This window comes from Streptomyces sp. PA03-1a (assembly GCF_033792805.1).
Lineage (GTDB): Bacteria > Actinomycetota > Actinomycetes > Streptomycetales > Streptomycetaceae > Actinacidiphila.
This window is the reverse complement of record NZ_JARAVO010000111.1, coordinates 1-16,956: the sequence shown is the minus strand read 5'-3', so window position 1 is coordinate 16,956 and position 16,956 is coordinate 1. Positions and strand designations below refer to the sequence as shown.

Annotated in this window: 15 protein-coding genes; all 15 read left to right on the top strand. The window is 72.1% G+C overall.

The features are described 5' to 3' along the window. Nucleotides 1-252 precede the first annotated feature (252 nt). Nucleotides 253-2,034: a DUF5941 domain-containing protein gene (locus tag PV341_RS24325; RefSeq protein ID WP_500358963.1), complete on the top strand. Its 1,782-nt coding sequence runs from the start codon at nt 253-255 to the stop codon at nt 2,032-2,034. Continuing rightward, nucleotides 2,031-2,780, top strand: coding sequence for a phosphocholine cytidylyltransferase family protein (locus PV341_RS24320; RefSeq protein ID WP_500323851.1), 750 nt, complete (start codon nt 2,031-2,033; stop codon nt 2,778-2,780). Before PV341_RS24325 ends, PV341_RS24320 begins: the two co-directional genes overlap by 4 nt. Then, nucleotides 2,768-3,829 (top strand): iron-containing alcohol dehydrogenase family protein, encoded by a 1,062-nt coding sequence (locus PV341_RS24315; protein WP_500358958.1) that lies wholly within the window; start codon nt 2,768-2,770, stop codon nt 3,827-3,829. The genes PV341_RS24320 and PV341_RS24315 overlap by 13 nt, the downstream gene beginning before the upstream one ends. Beyond that, the gene (locus tag PV341_RS24310; protein WP_500323853.1) at nt 3,807-4,592 is read left to right on the top strand and encodes a CDP-alcohol phosphatidyltransferase family protein; all 786 of its coding nucleotides are present in this window, start codon (nt 3,807-3,809) and stop codon (nt 4,590-4,592) included. Before PV341_RS24315 ends, PV341_RS24310 begins: the two co-directional genes overlap by 23 nt. Nucleotides 4,593-4,645: 53 nt before the next feature. Continuing rightward, the gene (locus tag PV341_RS24305) at nt 4,646-5,491 is read left to right on the top strand and encodes a glycosyltransferase family 2 protein (protein ID WP_500323958.1); all 846 of its coding nucleotides are present in this window, start codon (nt 4,646-4,648) and stop codon (nt 5,489-5,491) included. A gap of 72 nt (nt 5,492-5,563) precedes the next feature. Continuing rightward, complete coding sequence (locus PV341_RS24300) at nt 5,564-6,487, top strand: ABC transporter permease (protein ID WP_500323854.1); 924 nt, start codon at nt 5,564-5,566, stop codon at nt 6,485-6,487. Further along, nucleotides 6,480-7,271 carry an ABC transporter ATP-binding protein gene (locus tag PV341_RS24295; RefSeq protein WP_500323855.1) on the top strand — a complete coding sequence of 264 codons (792 nt, stop codon included), beginning with the start codon at nt 6,480-6,482 and terminating at the stop codon, nt 7,269-7,271. The genes PV341_RS24300 and PV341_RS24295 overlap by 8 nt, the downstream gene beginning before the upstream one ends. A gap of 572 nt (nt 7,272-7,843) precedes the next feature. After that, nucleotides 7,844-8,773 carry a squalene synthase HpnC gene (gene hpnC, locus PV341_RS24290; protein WP_500323856.1) on the top strand — a complete coding sequence of 310 codons (930 nt, stop codon included), beginning with the start codon at nt 7,844-7,846 and terminating at the stop codon, nt 8,771-8,773. Between the two features lie 26 nt (nt 8,774-8,799). Continuing rightward, nucleotides 8,800-9,708 (top strand): presqualene diphosphate synthase HpnD, encoded by a 909-nt coding sequence (hpnD, locus tag PV341_RS24285; RefSeq protein WP_499515199.1) that lies wholly within the window; start codon nt 8,800-8,802, stop codon nt 9,706-9,708. Between the two features lie 186 nt (nt 9,709-9,894). Next, complete coding sequence (gene hpnE, locus PV341_RS24280) at nt 9,895-11,340, top strand: hydroxysqualene dehydroxylase HpnE (RefSeq protein ID WP_500323857.1); 1,446 nt, start codon at nt 9,895-9,897, stop codon at nt 11,338-11,340. Further along, nucleotides 11,337-12,458, top strand: a complete 1,122-nt coding sequence (locus PV341_RS24275) for a polyprenyl synthetase family protein (protein ID WP_499515201.1) — start codon at nt 11,337-11,339, stop codon at nt 12,456-12,458. The genes hpnE and PV341_RS24275 overlap by 4 nt, the downstream gene beginning before the upstream one ends. A gap of 98 nt (nt 12,459-12,556) precedes the next feature. Continuing rightward, entirely contained in the window at nt 12,557-14,584 is a 2,028-nt protein-coding gene (shc, locus tag PV341_RS24270; protein ID WP_500358957.1) for a squalene--hopene cyclase, read from the top strand. Beyond that, nucleotides 14,584-15,186, top strand: coding sequence for a phosphorylase family protein (locus PV341_RS24265; protein ID WP_500323859.1), 603 nt, complete (start codon nt 14,584-14,586; stop codon nt 15,184-15,186). The genes shc and PV341_RS24265 overlap by 1 nt, the downstream gene beginning before the upstream one ends. Before the next feature lie 5 nt (nt 15,187-15,191). After that, nucleotides 15,192-16,220 (top strand): adenosyl-hopene transferase HpnH, encoded by a 1,029-nt coding sequence (gene hpnH, locus PV341_RS24260; RefSeq protein ID WP_500323860.1) that lies wholly within the window; start codon nt 15,192-15,194, stop codon nt 16,218-16,220. Nucleotides 16,221-16,227: 7 nt separating this feature from the next. Continuing rightward, nucleotides 16,228-16,956, top strand: a 729-nt coding sequence (gene ispG, locus PV341_RS24255) for a flavodoxin-dependent (E)-4-hydroxy-3-methylbut-2-enyl-diphosphate synthase (protein ID WP_500358956.1), incomplete at its 3' end; no start/stop codon positions are given.

Below are 16,956 nucleotides of genomic sequence, written 5' to 3'. Positions count from 1 at the left end.
CCGGAGCGGCCACTCACCTGCACCCACAGTGACCCCTGTTCCACGGGGCGTACCGGGCGGTTGTCGACGCCCGTGCGATCGACCATGATGATCACGCCCAGCGGCCCACCGCAGGGGAAACGGCCGGTGAACGGAGCCTTCCGGGAATCCGATAGCCTCTGCCGACACGGCCCCGCGGCACGTCGCACCCTGTGGCGGCGGCGTCCCCGGCAGGCGCCGAGTACTCACGCACGTCCAGGGAGATGAGTCCTTCTGTCGACCGCCATCCTCACCGGTACGCCGGTCGCGATGTCGCCGATCGAGGGCGACCTGCGGACCCTCGGGTTCGAGGTCGTCACCGCGGAGGACGCCGCCTCGCTCGCGGCGAGCCTCCGCGCCGCCCCGGCGGCCGACCGCGTCGCCGTGGTCGACCCGTGCTTCGTCGGGCACCTGCACGCGCTGCGCCTGGGGCTGGTCGATCCGCGTTTCGACGTCTCCGCCGTGCCGGGCGCCGTGTCGGTGCGGCCCGCCGCCCGCCCCGCCCTCGTGCGAGCCCTCGCGGAGACCGGGGATGAGGGCGCGGACGAGGGGGAGGCCCTCGCCGACCGGCTCGCCGGGCGCATGGAGAAGGACGGCGTCCGCGTGCACCGTCCTGAGCTCGGCGTCCTGATCGCGACCGTACCGGCCGACGCCGCGGGGCGCGTGAGCGCCGAGGCGGCCGTCGCGGCCGTGGACGACGAGGCGGTGCGGCTGCGCAGCGCCGTCAAGTCCCGTGACGGCTTCTTCACCACGTTCTTCATCAGTCCCTACTCCTGCCACATCGCGCGCTGGTGCGCCCGCCGCGGACTCACCCCGAACCAGGTGACCACCGCCTCGCTGCTGGTGGCCCTGGTCGCGGCCGGCTGCGCGGCCACCGGCACCCGGCCGGGCTTCGTCGCCGCGGGCGTGCTGCTGCTGACGTCCTTCGTCCTGGACTGCGCCGACGGCCAGCTGGCCCGTTACTCGCTGCAGTACTCCACGCTCGGCGCCTGGCTGGACGCGACCTTCGACCGCGTCAAGGAGTACGCCTACTACGCGGGCCTCGCGGTCGGCGCGGCCCGCGGCGGTGACGACGTCTGGGCGCTGGCGCTCGGCGCCATACTGCTGCAGACCTGCCGCCACCTCGTGGACTTCGCCTTCTCCGAGTCCGCCCAGGACGGCGCGACCGGCGCCGGCGCGGCGGCGCTGTCCCGGAAGCTCGACCGCGTCGGGTGGACGGTGTGGCTGCGGCGCATGATCGTGCTGCCCATCGGCGAACGCTGGGCGCTGATCGCGGTGCTCACCGCGGCGACCACGCCGCGCATCACCTTCACCGTGCTCCTCGTCGCCTCCGGACTGGCCGCCTGCTACACGACGGCGGGCCGCGTGCTGCGCTCGGTGCGCGGGGCGACGCACTGCGGCGACGCCGCGGCCCGGGCACTGGCCGACCTCGCCGACACCGGCCCGCTCGGTGAGGGCCTCGCGCGTCTCTTCCGGGGCCACGGCATCCCGGCGGCCGCCCTGCTGGGCGCGGCAGTGATAATCGCCACGTCGCTGCTCGCGCCGGCCGGCAGTCCGTGGCCCCTGGCCGCCGCCGGCTGCTACGCCGTGACGTCGGCCCTCGCCGTCTCCCGGCCGCTCAAGGGAGCCCTCGACTGGATCGTGCCGCCGGTCTTCCGCGCGGCCGAATACGGAACCATCCTGGTGCTCGCGGCGGTCTCCGATGTGAACGGAGCATTGCCCGCGGCTTTCGGGCTGGTGGCCGCGGTCGCCTACCATCACTACGACACGGTCTACCGCATCCGCGGCGGGAGCGGTGCGCCCCCGCGGGGCCTGGTCCGCGCGACGGGCGGTCACGAAGGCCGGGCACTGCTGGTCACGGCGGCGGCCGCGGCCCTGGCGCACAACACGATTTTCACGGTCGCGCTGACGGCTCTCGCCGTCGCGCTGGCGGTGGTGGTGCTCACCGAGAGCATCGGCTTCTGGGTGTCATCACATGCACCCGCTGTACACGACGAAACTGGAGGACCCGCATGATCGGCCTCGTGCTGGCGGCCGGCGCCGGACGGCGACTGCGCCCCTACACCGACACCCTGCCGAAGGCCCTGGTGCCCGTGGACCCGGCGGGTGAGGGGACCACGACCGTGCTGGACCTCACGCTGGGCAACTTCGCCGAGGTCGGCCTGACCGAGGCCGCCATCGTCGTGGGATACCGCAAGGAGGCCGTCTACGAGCGGCAGGCCGAGCTGGAGGCCAAGTACGGCCTGAAGCTCCACCTCGTCGAGAACGACAAGGCCGAGGAGTGGAACAACGCCTACTCCCTGTGGTGCGCCCGTGACGTCATCAAGGAAGGCGTCATCCTCGCCAACGGAGACACCGTGCACCCGGTCTCCGTCGAGAAGACCCTGCTCGCCGCCCGCGGCAACGGGCAGCGCATCGTCCTCGCCCTCGACACGGTGAAGCAGCTCGCCGACGAGGAGATGAAGGTCATCACGGCCGAGGGCAAGGGCGTCCAGCGGATCACCAAGCTGATGGACCCGGCGTCCGCCACCGGTGAGTACATCGGCGTCACCCTCATCGAGGGCGAGGCCGCCGCCGACCTCGCCGACGCGCTGAAGGCCACCTACGAGCGCGACCCGCAGCTGTACTACGAGGACGGCTACCAGGAGCTGGTCAACCGCGGCTTCCAGGTCGACGTCGCCCCCATCGGCGAGGTCTCCTGGGTCGAGATCGACAACCACGACGACCTGAACCGTGCCCGGGAGATCGCGTGCCGGTACTGACGAGGCTCATCCCCTCGCCGGTCGTCGTCGACATCCGTGCCGGAGCCCTGGACGACCTGGCGACCGTACTCGCCGACCAGCGCATCTCCAGTTCCGGCAGGCTGGCCATCGCGATAAGCAGCGGTTCGGGGGCCCTCCTGCGGGCGCGGCTCGCCCCGGCGCTGCCGGGCGCGGACTGGTACGAGGTCGCGGGCGGTTCCATCGACAGCGCGGTGAAGCTCGCCGACGCCATGCGCGGCAACCGCTACGACGCGGTGGTCGGGCTCGGCGGCGGCAAGATCATCGACGCCGCCAAGTACGCCGCAGCGCGCGTCGGCCTGCCGCTGGTGGCGGTGGCGACCAACCTCTCGCACGACGGCATCTGCTCGCCGGTGTCCACCCTGGACAACGACAACGGCCGCGGCTCCTACGGCGTGCCGACCCCGATCGGGCTCGTCATCGACCTGGACGTGATCCGCGAGGCCCCGGTCCGCTACGTGCGCTCCGGCATCGGCGACGCCCTGTCCAACATCTCGGCGATCGCGGACTGGGAGCTGTCCCACCGCGAGACCGGTGAGCCGATCGACGGGCTGGCCGCCGCCATGGCGCGCACCGCCGGCGAGTCGGTGCTGCGGCACCCCGGCGGCACGGGTGAGGACGAATTCCTGACCGTGCTGTCCGAGGCGCTGGTGCTCACCGGCATCGCGATGTCGATCAGCGGCGACAGCCGCCCCGCCTCCGGGGCGTGCCACGAGATCAGCCACGCGATCGACCTGCTGTACCCCAAGCGGGCCGCCGCCCACGGCGAGCAGGTCGGCATCGGCGCCGCCTTCGCGATGTTCCTGCGCGGCGCCGAGGAGGAGGCCGGCCTCTTCGCGGAGGTGCTGCACCGCCACGGGCTGCCCACGACGCCGGGTGAAATCGGCTTCACCGAGGCCGAGTTCGTCACGGCCGTCGAATACGCTCCGCAGACCCGCCCCGGGCGTTACACGATCCTGGAGCACCTGGAGCTCTCCACCGACCAGATCAGGGACGCATACGCCGACTATGCCAAAACCATCGGTAGCTGAGCTGCGGCCGGTCGTTCACCCCTCGGGGCTGAAGGACCGGCGCAGCGGTGAGCACTGGGCCGGGCGCATCTACATGCGGGAGATCTCGCTGCGCTGGACCCGGCACCTCGTCAACAGCCGGGTGACCCCCAACCAGCTCACGTACCTCATGATCGTCGCGGGCATCGCGGCCGGCGCGGCGCTGCTCGTGCCCGGCCTGCCCGGCGCCGTCGCCGGCGCGCTGCTGATCCAGCTGTACCTGCTGCTGGACTGCGTCGACGGCGAGGTCGCGCGCTGGCGCAAGCAGACCTCGATCACCGGCGTCTACCTCGACCGGGTGGGGCACTACCTGTCCGAGGCGGCGCTGCTGGTCGGCTTCGGGCTGCGCGCGGCCGACCTCTTCCACCGCGACGGCGCCACCACCCAGTGGGGCTGGGCGTTCCTGGGGACGCTGGCCGCGCTCGGCGCGATCCTGATCAAGGCCGAGACGGACCTGGTGGACGTGGCCCGCTCCCGCAGCGGTCTGTCCGCCGTCCAGGACGAGGCCTCCGTGCCCCGGTCCTCCGGACTGGCGCTGGCCCGCAAGGCCGCGGCCGCGCTGAAGTTCCACCGGCTGGTGGGCGGTGTCGAGGCCTCGCTGCTGATCCTCGCCGCCGGTGTCGCGGACTTCGTCCACGGCGACCTGCTCTTCACCCGCATCGCCGTCTGCCTCCTGGCCGCCATCGCCGTGCTGCAGACGCTGCTGCACCTGGTGTCGATCCTCGCGTCGAGCAGGCTGAGGTGAGCGCCGTGGGGACGTCGGCCGGAACGATCCGCCTCGGCGCGGTGATCATCACCATGGGCAACCGCCCCGAGGAACTGCGCGACCTGCTGGACTCGGTCGCCAAGCAGCGCGGCCCGGCGATCGAGGTCGCCGTGGTCGGCAACGGTTCACCGCTGCCCGAGCTGCCCGCCGGGGTGCGGGCCGTCGAGCTGCCCGAGAACCTGGGCATCCCCGGCGGCCGCAACGTCGGCATCGAGGCCTTCGGCCCCGGTGGCGGCGAGGTGGACGTCCTGCTCTTCCTGGACGACGACGGACTGCTGCCGAACGAGGACACCGCGGAGCTGGTCCGCGAGGCCTTCGCCGCGGACCCGCGGCTCGGCATCGTCAGCTTCCGGATCGCCGACCCGGAGTCCGGGACCACCCAGCGCCGCCACGTCCCCCGGCTGCGGGCATCCGACCCCCTGCGCTCCTCGCGCGTGACCACCTTCCTCGGCGGCGCCAACGCGGTGCGCACGGAGGTCTTCCGGCAGGTCGGCGGCCTGCCCGACGAGTTCTTCTATGCCCACGAGGAGACCGACCTCGCCTGGCGGGCCCTCGACGCGGGCTGGATGATCGACTACCGCGCGGACATGGTGCTGTTCCACCCGCTGACCGCTCCGAGCCGGCACGCGGTCTACCACCGGATGGTGGCCCGCAACCGCGTGTGGCTGGCCCGCCGCAACCTGCCCTGGGTCCTGGTCCCCGTCTACCTCGGCGTGTGGATGCTGCTGACCCTGCTGCGCAGACCCTCGGGCCCCGCGCTGAGGGCGTGGTTCGGCGGTTTCAAGGAGGGCTGGACGACCCCGAGCGGCCCGCGCCGGCCCATGCGGTGGCGGACCGTGTGGCGCCTCGCCCGACTGGGCCGGCCCCCCATCATCTGACAAGCTCGGAAATGAGTGACCCCGCGCGACGGGCCCGGCCCGTGGCGCGCCAAGAGGACGAAAGTGTCAACTGTGAGCGAGACAACGCACGGCGGTGCGGTCGCCGTGGGCCCGGTGCCCCCGGCGGGCGGCGGCCTCACGCCGTCCCAGCTGGCGGCCAAGTACGGCCTGTCGGTCAGTGGTGCCAGGCCGGGTCTCGCCGAGTACGTACGGCAGCTGTGGAGCCGCCGTCACTTCATCTCGGCGTTCGCCCGGGCCCGCGTGTCGGCCCAGTACACCCAGGCCCGGCTGGGCCAGCTGTGGCAGGTGCTGACGCCGCTGCTCAACGCGGCCGTCTACTACTTCATCTTCGGCCTGCTGCTGGGCACCGACCGCGGTGTCGACAACTTCATCGCCTTCCTGGTCACCGGCGTCTTCATCTTCACCTTCACCCAGTCCTCGGTGCTGGCGGGGGTGCGCGCCGTCTCGGGCAACCTCGGGCTGATCCGCGCGCTGCACTTCCCGCGGGCGAGCCTGCCGATCGCCTTCACCCTGGTCCAGCTGCAGCAGCTGCTGATGTCGATGTTCGTGCTGCTGGCCATCGTGCTGATGACCGGCGAGGTGCCCGGGCCGTCGTGGGTCCTCGTCGCGCCCGCGCTCGTCCTGCAGTGCGTCTTCAACGCGGGCCTGGCGCTGGTGATGGCGCGGCTCGGCAGCAAGATGACCGACCTCGCGCAGCTGATGCCGTTCATCCTGCGGACCTGGATGTACGCCTCCGGTGTCATGTACAGCATCAGCCACTTCGCGGCGGCCGCGCCGACCGCGGTCAAGATCGCCCTGGACGTCAACCCGGCGGCCGTCTACATCGACCTCATGCGCTTCGCGCTGATCGACAGCTTCACCGCCGAGCAGTTGCCCCCGCACGTGTGGGCGCTGGCGCTCGGCTGGGCCCTGGTCATGGGCATCGGGGGCTTCGTCTACTTCTGGAAGGCCGAGGAGAGGTACGGCCGTGGCTGAGCACAACGAGACCGCCGAGGGCGGCGAGCGCGTCCCCACCGTGATCGTGGACGACCTGCACATCGTGTACCGGGTGCACGGCGCCGGCAGCAGCAAGGGCAGTGCCGTCGGCGCCCTGTCCCGTCTGGTCACCCGCAGGGGCGATCCGAACGTCCGCAAGGTGCACGCCGTGCGCGGCGTCAGCTTCACCGCCTACCGGGGCGAGGCGATCGGGCTGATCGGCTCCAACGGCTCGGGCAAGTCCACCATGCTGCGCGCCATCGCCGGCCTGCTGCCCGCGGAGAGCGGCAAGGTGTACACCGAGGGCCAGCCCTCGCTGCTCGGCGTGAACGCCGCCCTGATGAACGACCTGACCGGCGAGCGCAACGTGATCCTCGGCGGTCTCGCGATGGGGATGTCGCAGGACGAGGTGCGGGAGCGCTACGAGTCGATCGTGGAGTTCTCCGGCATCAACGAGAAGGGCGACTTCATCTCCCTCCCGATGCGCACCTACTCCTCCGGCATGGCGGCCCGGCTGCGCTTCTCGATCGCCGCGGCCAAGAGCCACGACGTCCTGATGATCGACGAGGCGCTCGCCACCGGTGACCGATCGTTCCAGAAGCGCTCCGAGGCGCGGATCCGCGAGCTGCGCAAGGAGGCCGGCACGGTCTTCCTGGTCAGCCACAACAACAAGTCGATCCGCGACACCTGCGACCGCGTGCTGTGGCTGGAGAAGGGCGAGCTGCGCATGGACGGCCCCACCGACATCGTGCTGAAGGCGTACGAGGAGTTCACCTCGAAGTGACCCCGCAGGCCGGCCCGCGCCCCCGACAGGAGGCGCGGGCCGGCGCACGTCCCGGGCGGTCCGCCGAACTCTCCCGCTCCCGCGTGGTGTTCGCCCGCGCTCGGCCACGGCCGCGACGGCGGCCGTCCACCCGGCGCCGATCCCTTCGTCCGGGACGCCGGCGGGTCCGCGTACGGATACGCCAAGTGAGTGGGCGCGCGCCCGGCGCATCCGCGGCGCGCGGACCACGGGGCGAATGAGGCCGATGATTTTCCCGGGATTTTGCGAGACACCGGGGACAGGAACCCACGGTTCGTGCGTTGCTGCTTTCGGATCGACATCGGTCCGCCCCCCGGCGCACGCCGGAGCGGGTCCGCGCCGTAAGCTGTAGCGGTACTCAATCGCCGGATCTCGGGCGATACGTCCGGAGAGTCGGTTCGAGTGCCGGGACAGCCAGGAGCAGGAATTATAGGAGCGGCGTGTCCGAAATTGGGTGTAATGGGCTATCGGTGTAGAACGGGGGATGTGACGGCAATGGCTCTGTGGACCCCTGGGGAGAAAACACCCACCGCCCGCACACCGGGACGTCCACGGTGACCGGTCTCAAGCCCGAGGCACGGGCTGGCACGGCGCCGGATCCTCATTCACGTGCCGTCCTCGACAAGGCGGCCCGCGAGAACTTCCCCGTCGCACCCTTCTTCGTCCCCCGTTCCTGGCGCGCCGACCTGATGGCCGTCTACGGCTTCGCCCGGCTCGTCGACGACATCGGCGACGGGGACCTGGCCGACGGCGGCCGCACGGACGCGGTACGGCTGGGGCTGCCCGCGGAGGCGGCCGAGGACCGCCTCGCCATGCTCGACGCCTTCGAGGCGGACCTGCGCCGGGTCTTCGACGCAGGCCCCGACGACGTCCGCCACCCGCTGCTGCGCGCCCTGCAGCCCACCGTCCGGCGCCACGGCCTCACGCCCGCGCCCTTCCTCGGCCTCGTCGAGGCCAACCGCCAGGACCAGGTCGTCCGCCGCTACGCCACCTACGAGGACCTCCTCGCCTACTGCGAGCTGTCGGCGAACCCGGTCGGCCGGCTCGTGCTCGGCATCACCGGCACCGCCACACCCGAGCGGATCCGCCGCTCGGACGCGATCTGCACCGCACTGCAGATCATCGAGCACCTCCAGGACGTGGCCGAGGACCTCGGCCGCGACCGCATCTACCTGCCCGCCGAGGACATGAAGCGCTTCGGCGTCACCGAAACCGATCTCACCGCCGCGAACGCAGGCGCACCGGTGCGCGCACTGGTCGCGTACGAAGCCGAACGCGCCCGAGACCTCCTGAATGAAGGCACCCCCTTGGTGGGTAGCGTCCACGGCAGGCTCAGGCTGTTGCTCGCCGGGTTCGCCGGAGGAGGCCGCGCCGCCCTGCGGGCGATCGCGGACGCGGGGTACGACGTGCTGCCGGGTCCGCCCAAGGCGGGCACGTTCAGCCTGCTGCGCGAGGTGGGGTCGACATTGCGAAGAGAGGGGTGAGCCGGACCGTGAACGGCTCCGATCGCATGTCCGGCCCGGTACTCGCGGCCTACCGCTACTGCGAGGTCGTCACCGGCCACGAGGCCCGGAACTTCGCCTACGGCATCCGGCTGCTGCCCACCCCCAAGCGACAGGCCATGTCCGCCCTGTACGCCTTCTCCCGGCGGGTGGACGACATCGGCGACGGCGACCTCGACCTCCCCGAGAAGCAGCAGCGGCTGGACGGGACCCGGGCCCTGCTCACCCGGGTCCGGGAGGGCGCCGTCACCGAGGACGACACCGACCCGGTGGCCGTCGCGCTCGCCGACGCCGCCCGCCGCTTCCCGCTCCCGCTCGGCGGGCTCGACGAGCTGATCGACGGCGTGCAGATGGACCTGCGCGGCGACACCTACGAGACCTGGGACGACCTCGCCTCCTACTGCCGGTGCGTCGCCGGCGCCATCGGCCGGCTCTCGCTCGGCGTCTTCGGCACCGTGCCCGGCGCGCCCGGCCGGGAGCGCGCCGCGGAGTACGCGGACACCCTGGGGCTCGCCCTGCAACTCACCAACATCCTGCGGGACCTGCGCGAGGACGCCTCCAACGGGCGCACCTACCTGCCCGCCGAGGACCTCGCGAAGTTCGGCTGTTCCGGCGGGTTCCTCACCGACACCCCGCCGCCGGGGTCCGACTTCGCGGGCCTGGTCGAGTTCGAGGTCAAGCGGGCCCGCGCCCTGTTCGCCGAGGGGTACCGGCTGCTGCCCATGCTGGACCGCCGCAGCGGCGCCTGCGTCTCCGCCATGGCCGGCATCTACCGCCGTCTCCTGGAGCGCATCGCCGCCGACCCCGAGGCCGTCCTCCGCGGCCGGGTCTCGCTGCCCGGTCACCAGAAGGCGTACGTCGCGGCGCGCGGCCTCGCCGGTCTCGACGCCCGACGTGCCGCCAGGAGGCGCGTGTGACGCCCGCTCCACCGGCCGCGGGCGCCTTCCCCCGCACCGGCAAAAGCACCGCAACCGGCACGGGAGCGGCAGCCTCGCGGAAAACCGCCGTTTTCCGCCGCCGTGAGGCAACCGCCGTCGTGCCGGAGGCGTCACTGTCGGCAATGGTGCGCCGCGCCGCGCGCGGCGGCACCCGGGGGAGGACGCATGGCTGAGCGCACGGCCGTCGTGATCGGCGGCGGGCTCGCGGGCACGACGGCGGCGCTGGCACTGGCCGACGCCGGGCTCCGCGTCACCCTGCTCGAGGCCCGGCCCCGGCTCGGCGGGCTCGCCTTCTCCTTCCGGCGCGGCGACCTGACCGTCGACAACGGCCAGCACGTCTTCCTGCGGTGCTGCGTCGCCTACCTGCGGTTCCTGGAACGCATCGACGCTGCCGACCTCGTCACCCTCCAGGACCGGCTCGACGTGCCGGTGCTCGACGTGGCCACCTCCCGGCCCCGGCTCGGCCGGCTGCGCCGCGCGGGGCTGCCCGTACCGCTGCACCTGGCCGCCAGCCTGGCCACCTACCCGCACCTGTCCCTGGGCGAGCGGGCGTCCGTCGGGCGGGCCGCGCTCGCGCTGCGCTCGCTCGACCCCACCGACCCGGCGCTGGACGCCGTCGACTTCGGCAGCTGGCTGCGCGAGCACGGCCAGTCGGCCCGCACCGTCGAGGCGCTGTGGGACCTGGTCGGCGTCGCGACGCTCAACGCCACGGCCGACGAGGCGTCACTTGGCCTGGCCGCCATGGTCTTCAAGACCGGGCTGCTCTCCGCGCCGGGCGCGGCGGACATCGGCTGGGCCGCCCGCCCGCTCGGCGAGCTGCACGACGACCGCGCCCGCACCGCCCTGGACAAGGCGGGCGTGCGCACCCTGCTGCGCACCCGCGCCACCTCGCTCACCCGCACGGACGCGCCCGAGCCGGTACGGTCCGCCGACGGCGGCCCCGGGGAGGGCGGACCGGTCTGGGAGGTCGAGGCCGAGACCGGTCCCGGGCGCGCCGAGCGCTTCACGGCCGACGCCGTCGTGCTGGCCGTGCCCCAGCAGGAAGCCCACGGGCTGCTGCCCGCCGGCGCCCTGGCGGACCAGGACGCGCTGCTGCGCATCGGCACCGCGCCGATCCTCAACGTGCACGTCGTGTACGACCGCAAGGTCCTGCGGCAGCCCTTCCTCGCCGCCCTCGGCAGCCCCGTGCAGTGGGTCTTCGACCGTACGGAGCACTCCGGCCTGACCGGCGAAGGCCAGTACGTCGCCCTGTCCCAGTCGGCGGCCCAGGAGGAGATCGACCTCCCCGTGGCCGAGCTGCGGGCGCGCTACCTGCCGGAGCTGGAGCGGTTGCTCCCGGCCGCGCGTGAGGCCGCCGTCCTGGACTTCTTCGTCACCAGGGAACGGACCGCGACCTTCGCGCCCGCCCCCGGTGTCGGCGCCCTCCGCCCGGGTCCCCGTACCCGCGCGCAGGGCGTCTGGCTCGCCGGTGCGTGGACCGCCACCGGCTGGCCCGCGACGATGGAAAGCGCGGTCCGCAGCGGTTTGCAAGCCTCCCGCGCAGCTTTGACCGCACTCCGCCATCCCTTCGACCCACGTACCTTCGCAATCGAAGGCCTGGAGCCGGTATGAGCATGACCAGTGCAATCAGAGGAGAGAATGTGACCGCTGGCAACGAGCAGATGACCGCGGGCGTCGACAGAGAGACCGTGACCGTGCTGCTGGAGCGCGGCCGCGAGCTGTCCACGCCGGTGCTGCGCGCCGCCGTGGACCGCCTCGCACCCCCGATGGACACCGTCGCCGCCTACCACTTCGGATGGATCGACGCCGCGGGCAACCCGTCCCACGGCGACAGCGGCAAGGCCGTGCGCCCCGCACTCGCACTGCTGTCCGCGGAGGCGGCGGGCGCCGCCCCCGAGGTGGGCGTCCCCGGCGCGGTCGCCGTGGAGCTGGTGCACAACTTCTCCCTGCTGCACGACGACCTGATGGACGGTGACGAGCAGCGCCGCCACCGCGACACGGTCTGGAAGGTGCACGGCCCCGCCCAGGCCATCCTGGTCGGCGACGCGCTCTTCGCCCTCGCCAACGAGATCCTGCTGGAGCAGGGCACCGTCGAGGCCGGCCGGGCCACCCGCCGGATCACCACCGCGACCCGCAAGCTGATCGACGGTCAGGCCCAGGACATCTCCTTCGAGCACCGCGAGCGGGTCACCGTCGAGGAGTGCCTGGAGATGGAGGGCAACAAGACCGGCGCCCTGCTGGCCTGCGCCTGCTCCATCGGCGCGGTGCTGGGCGGCGCCTCGGAGGCCGACGCGGACGCCCTGGAGGAGTACGGCTACCACCTCGGCCTGGCCTTCCAGGCCGTCGACGACCTGCTGGGCATCTGGGGCGACCCGGCCGCCACCGGCAAGCAGACCTGGAGCGACCTGCGCCAGCGCAAGAAGTCCCTGCCGGTGGTCGCGGCGCTGGCCGCGGGCGGCTCGGCCTCGCAGCGCCTGGCCGAACTCCTGGCCGCGGATGCGAAGGCCGCGGATTCATCGGACCGTAATGACATCGAGTCCTTCGACGAGGAAGAGTTCGCGACGAGGGCGGCGTTGATCGAGGAGGCCGGTGGCCGGGAGTGGACCTCCCGGGAAGCCCGCCGGCAGTACGCCACCGCGATCGCCGCACTCGACAAAATGGACATGCCGGGAGAAGTTCGCCGTAAGCTCGTGGGCCTGGCGGATTTCGTGGTGGTTCGCGAGAAGTAGGGAAACAACTGGAGCGCAGTACGTCGCCGGCCGGGCGCGCGTGACGGCCGACGGCAGCCCCAACACCGCAGACGGAACGACTGTGCAAAGGGGAAGCCATGACAGCGACGACCGACGGCGGTCCCGGGGGCGAGGCGGCCCGCGGGACACCCTCGGCCAGAACGAAGACCGCGGGCGCGATTCCGGAACCGGCGTCAGTTCCCTGGCCCGGCGGCAGCACCGGAACGACCGAGGAGCTCGCGGCCGAGGCCGCGCGCCGGGCCACCGGCCACCTGCTGGCGCGTCAGCATCCTGACGGCTGGTGGAAGGGCGACCTCGAGACCAACGTGACGATGGACGCCGAGGACCTGCTGCTCCGTCAGTTCCTCGGCATCCAGGACGAACGGGTCGTCGGGGCCGCCGCCCGCTGGATCAGGTCCCAGCAGCGCGACGACGGCGCCTGGGCCACCTTCCACGGGGGGCCGCGCGACCTCTCGGCCACCGTCGAGGCCTACGTCGCGCTGCGGCTCGCCGGTGACGCCCCCGAGGAGCCGTGGATGGCCGCCGCCTCGGCCTTCGTCCGCGAGCAGGGCGGCATCGCGCGGTCACGGGTCTTCACCCGGATCTGGCTCGCGCTGTTCGGCTGGTGGCGCTGGGACGACCTCCCGGAGCTGCCGCCCGAGCTCATCTACCTGCCCAAGTGGGTCCCGCTCAACATCTACTCCTTCGCCAGCTGGGCCCGGCAGACCATCGTGCCGCTGACGATCGTCGGCGCCCACCGGCCCGTACGGCCCGCCCCGTTCACCCTCGACGAGCTGCACACCGACCCCGCGCGGCCCAATCCGCCGGTCCCGCGGGCACCGCTGTCCAGCTGGGACGGGTTCTTCCAGCGGGTCGACCGGGCCCTGCACGCCTACCGCAAGGTCACCGTCCGTCCGCTGCGCCGTGCCGCGATGCGCTCGGCGGCGCGCTGGATCATCGAACGCCAGGAGAACGACGGCTGCTTCGGCGGCATCCAGCCGCCCGCCGTGTACTCCGTCATCGCGCTCCACCTGCTCGGCTACGACCTCGACCACCCCGTGCTGCGCGCCGGACTCAAGGCGCTGGACGACTTCGCGGTCTGGCCGGACAAGGACACGCGGATGATCGAGGCGTGCCAGTCCCCGGTCTGGGACACCTGCCTGGCGACCATCGCGCTGGCCGACGCCGGCGTCCCCGCCGACGACCCGGCGCTGGTCAAGGCGGCGGACTGGATGCTGGGGGAGCAGATCACCAAGCGCGGCGACTGGGCCGTGCAGCGGCCCGGCCTGCCCTCCGGTGGCTGGGCGTTCGAGTTCCAGAACGACACCTACCCCGACATCGACGACACCGCCGAGGTGGTCCTCGCCCTGATCAGGGTCGACCACCCGGACCCGGAGCGGGTGAAGGCCTCGGTCGACCGCGGGGTGCGCTGGAACGTCGGGATGCAGTCGAAGAACGGCGCCTGGGGCGCCTTCGACGCCGACAACACCAGCGCCTTCCCCAACCGGCTGCCCTTCTGCGACTTCGGTGAGGTCATCGACCCGCCGTCGGCCGACGTCACGGCCCACGTGGTCGAGATGCTGGCCGCCCTCGGCCTGGAGCACGACCCGCACACCCGGCGCGGGATCGACTGGCTGCTCGCCGAACAGGAGCGCAGCGGCGCATGGTTCGGCCGTTGGGGCGTCAACTACATCTACGGCACCGGATCGGTGGTCCCGGCCCTCGTCGCGGCCGGCCTCCCGGCGGGCCACCCCGCGATCCGGCGGGCGGTGGGCTGGCTGGAGTCCGTCCAGAACGAGGACGGGGGCTGGGGCGAGGACCTGCGCTCCTACTCCTCCGACGAGTGGGTCGGCCGCGGCGAGTCCACCGCCTCGCAGACGGCCTGGGCCCTGCTGGCCCTGCTGTCGGCCGGCGAACGCGAGGGCGAGGCCGTACGGCGCGGGGTGCGCTGGCTGGCGCGGACCCAGAAGGAGGACGGGTCCTGGGACGAGCCGTACTTCACCGGCACCGGCTTCCCCCGGGACTTCTCCATCAACTACCACCTCTACCGGATGGTCTTCCCGCTCACCGCCCTCGGGCGCTACGTGCACGGCGAGCCGCTCGGCGGGCTACGGAAGGGGGCCTGATGGGGCCGGCCGGCCCACCTCTGCTCATCGTCTGCGCGCTACGGGTGGAACGGTTCGCCCTGCGCGGCGGTGACCGCAGCCACGCCGCGGGCCCGATCGCCTTCGTGCGCACGGGCATGGGGCCCCAGGCCGCGGAACGCGCCGTCGCCGCCGCGCTGCGCGACCCCGCCCTGGACGGGGCGGCGGTCCTCACCACCGGCTTCTGCGCCGGGCTGGCCCCCGGGATGCGGCCGGGCGACGTGGTCGTCGCCGACGAGCCGCGTGACGGGGAATCACTCGCCGCCGCCCTCAAGGCGGCGGGACACACCGTGCACGTCGGCCGGCTCGCCGAGTCGGACCACGTCGTACGGGGCCCGGAGCGGGCGGCGCTCCGGGCCACCGGTGCCGTCGCCGTCGACATGGAGTCGGCGGCGATGATGCGGGCCGCGCTCGCCCGGGGTCCACGCCCGGTCGCCGCGGCCCGCGTGGTCGTCGACACGCCCGAGTTCGAGCTCGTGCGGGTCGGCACGCTCCGCACGGGGATCACCGCTTTCCGCGTGCTGAGGGACCTGCTTCCTGCCTTTCTCGATTGGCACCGCTCTACCACGCTCCCCTGGAGGTGAGCTAGATGGCCATGCCACTCCGACAGTCCATCAGGGTCGGCACCTACCTCTTCGAACAGAAAATGCTCCGCAGGCGCGAGAAGTTCCCGCTCATCGTCGAGCTCGAGCCACTCTTCGCGTGCAACCTGAAATGCGAGGGCTGCGGAAAGATCCAGCACCCGGCGGGTGTGCTGAAGCAGCGCATGCCGGTGGCGCAGGCCGTCGGCGCCGTCATCGAATCGGGCGCGCCGATGGTGTCGATCGCCGGCGGCGAACCGCTGATGCACCCTCAGATCGACGAGATCGTGCGGCAACTGGTGGCGAAGCGGAAGTACGTCTTCCTCTGCACCAACGCCATGCTGCTGCGCAAGAAGATGGACAAGTTCACCCCCTCGCCCTACTTCGCCTTCGCCGTGCACATCGACGGACTGCGTGAGCGGCACGACGAGTCGGTCGCCAAGGAAGGCGTCTTCGACGAGGCGGTGGAGGCGATCAAGGAGGCCAAGCGGCGCGGATTCCGGGTCACCACCAATTCGACCTTCTTCAACACCGACACCCCGCAGACCATCATCGAGGTGCTCAACTTCCTCAATGACGACCTGCAGGTCGACGAGATGATGATCTCGCCGGCCTACGCCTACGAGAAGGCTCCCGACCAGGAGCACTTCCTGGGCGTGGAACAGACCCGGGAACTGTTCAAGAAGGCCTTCTCGGGCGGCAACCGGAAGAAGTGGCGGCTCAACCACAGCCCCCTCTTCCTGGACTTCCTCGAAGGCAAGGTCGACTTCCCCTGCACCGCCTGGGCGATCCCCAACTACTCCCTGTTCGGCTGGCAGCGCCCCTGCTACCTGATGAGCGACGGTTACGTGACCACGTACAAGGAGCTCGTCGAGGACACCGACTGGAGCAAGTACGGCCGCGGCAAGGACCCGCGCTGCGCCAACTGCATGGCGCACTGCGGCTACGAGCCGACCGCCGTCCTGGCCACGATGACCTCCCTCAAGGAGTCCATCAGGGCCACCCGGGAGACCATCGCCGGCAACCGCGGGAAGTGACGTCGCGATGACAGCTGTCGAGCCCGTCCAGCTCGGCCTGCCCTCCGTCCCGGCCCGGCCGCTCGCGGAGCGCCGCCGTTCGCGGCGCATCCAGGTCGGGTCGGTGGCGGTGGGCGGCGACGCCCCCGTCTCCGTCCAGTCCATGACGACCACGCTCACCGCCGACGTCAACGCGACCCTGCAGCAGATCGCCGAACTGACCGCGGCGGGCTGCCAGATCGTCCGGGTCGCCTGCCCCTCGCAGGACGACGCGGACGCGCTGCCGCAGATCGCGAGGAAGTCGCAGATCCCGGTGATCGCGGACATCCACTTCCAGCCGAAGTACGTGTTCGCGGCGATCGACGCGGGCTGTGCGGCGGTGCGGGTGAACCCGGGCAACATCCGGCAGTTCGACGACAAGGTGAAGGAGATCGCCAAGGCGGCCTCCGAGGCGGGTGTGCCGATCCGGATCGGGGTGAACGCCGGGTCGCTGGACAAGCGCCTGCTGGAGAAGTACGGCAAGGCCACCCCGGAGGCGCTGGTGGAGTCGGCGCTGTGGGAGTGCTCGCTGTTCGAGGAGCACGGTTTCCGGGACATCAAGATCTCGGTGAAGCACAACGACCCGGTGGTGATGGTCAACGCGTACCGCCTGCTGGCGGCGCAGTGCGACTATCCGCTGCACCTGGGCGTGACCGAGGCGGGTCCGGCGTTCCAGGGCACGATCAAGTCGGCGGTGGCGTTCGGTGCGCTGCTGAGC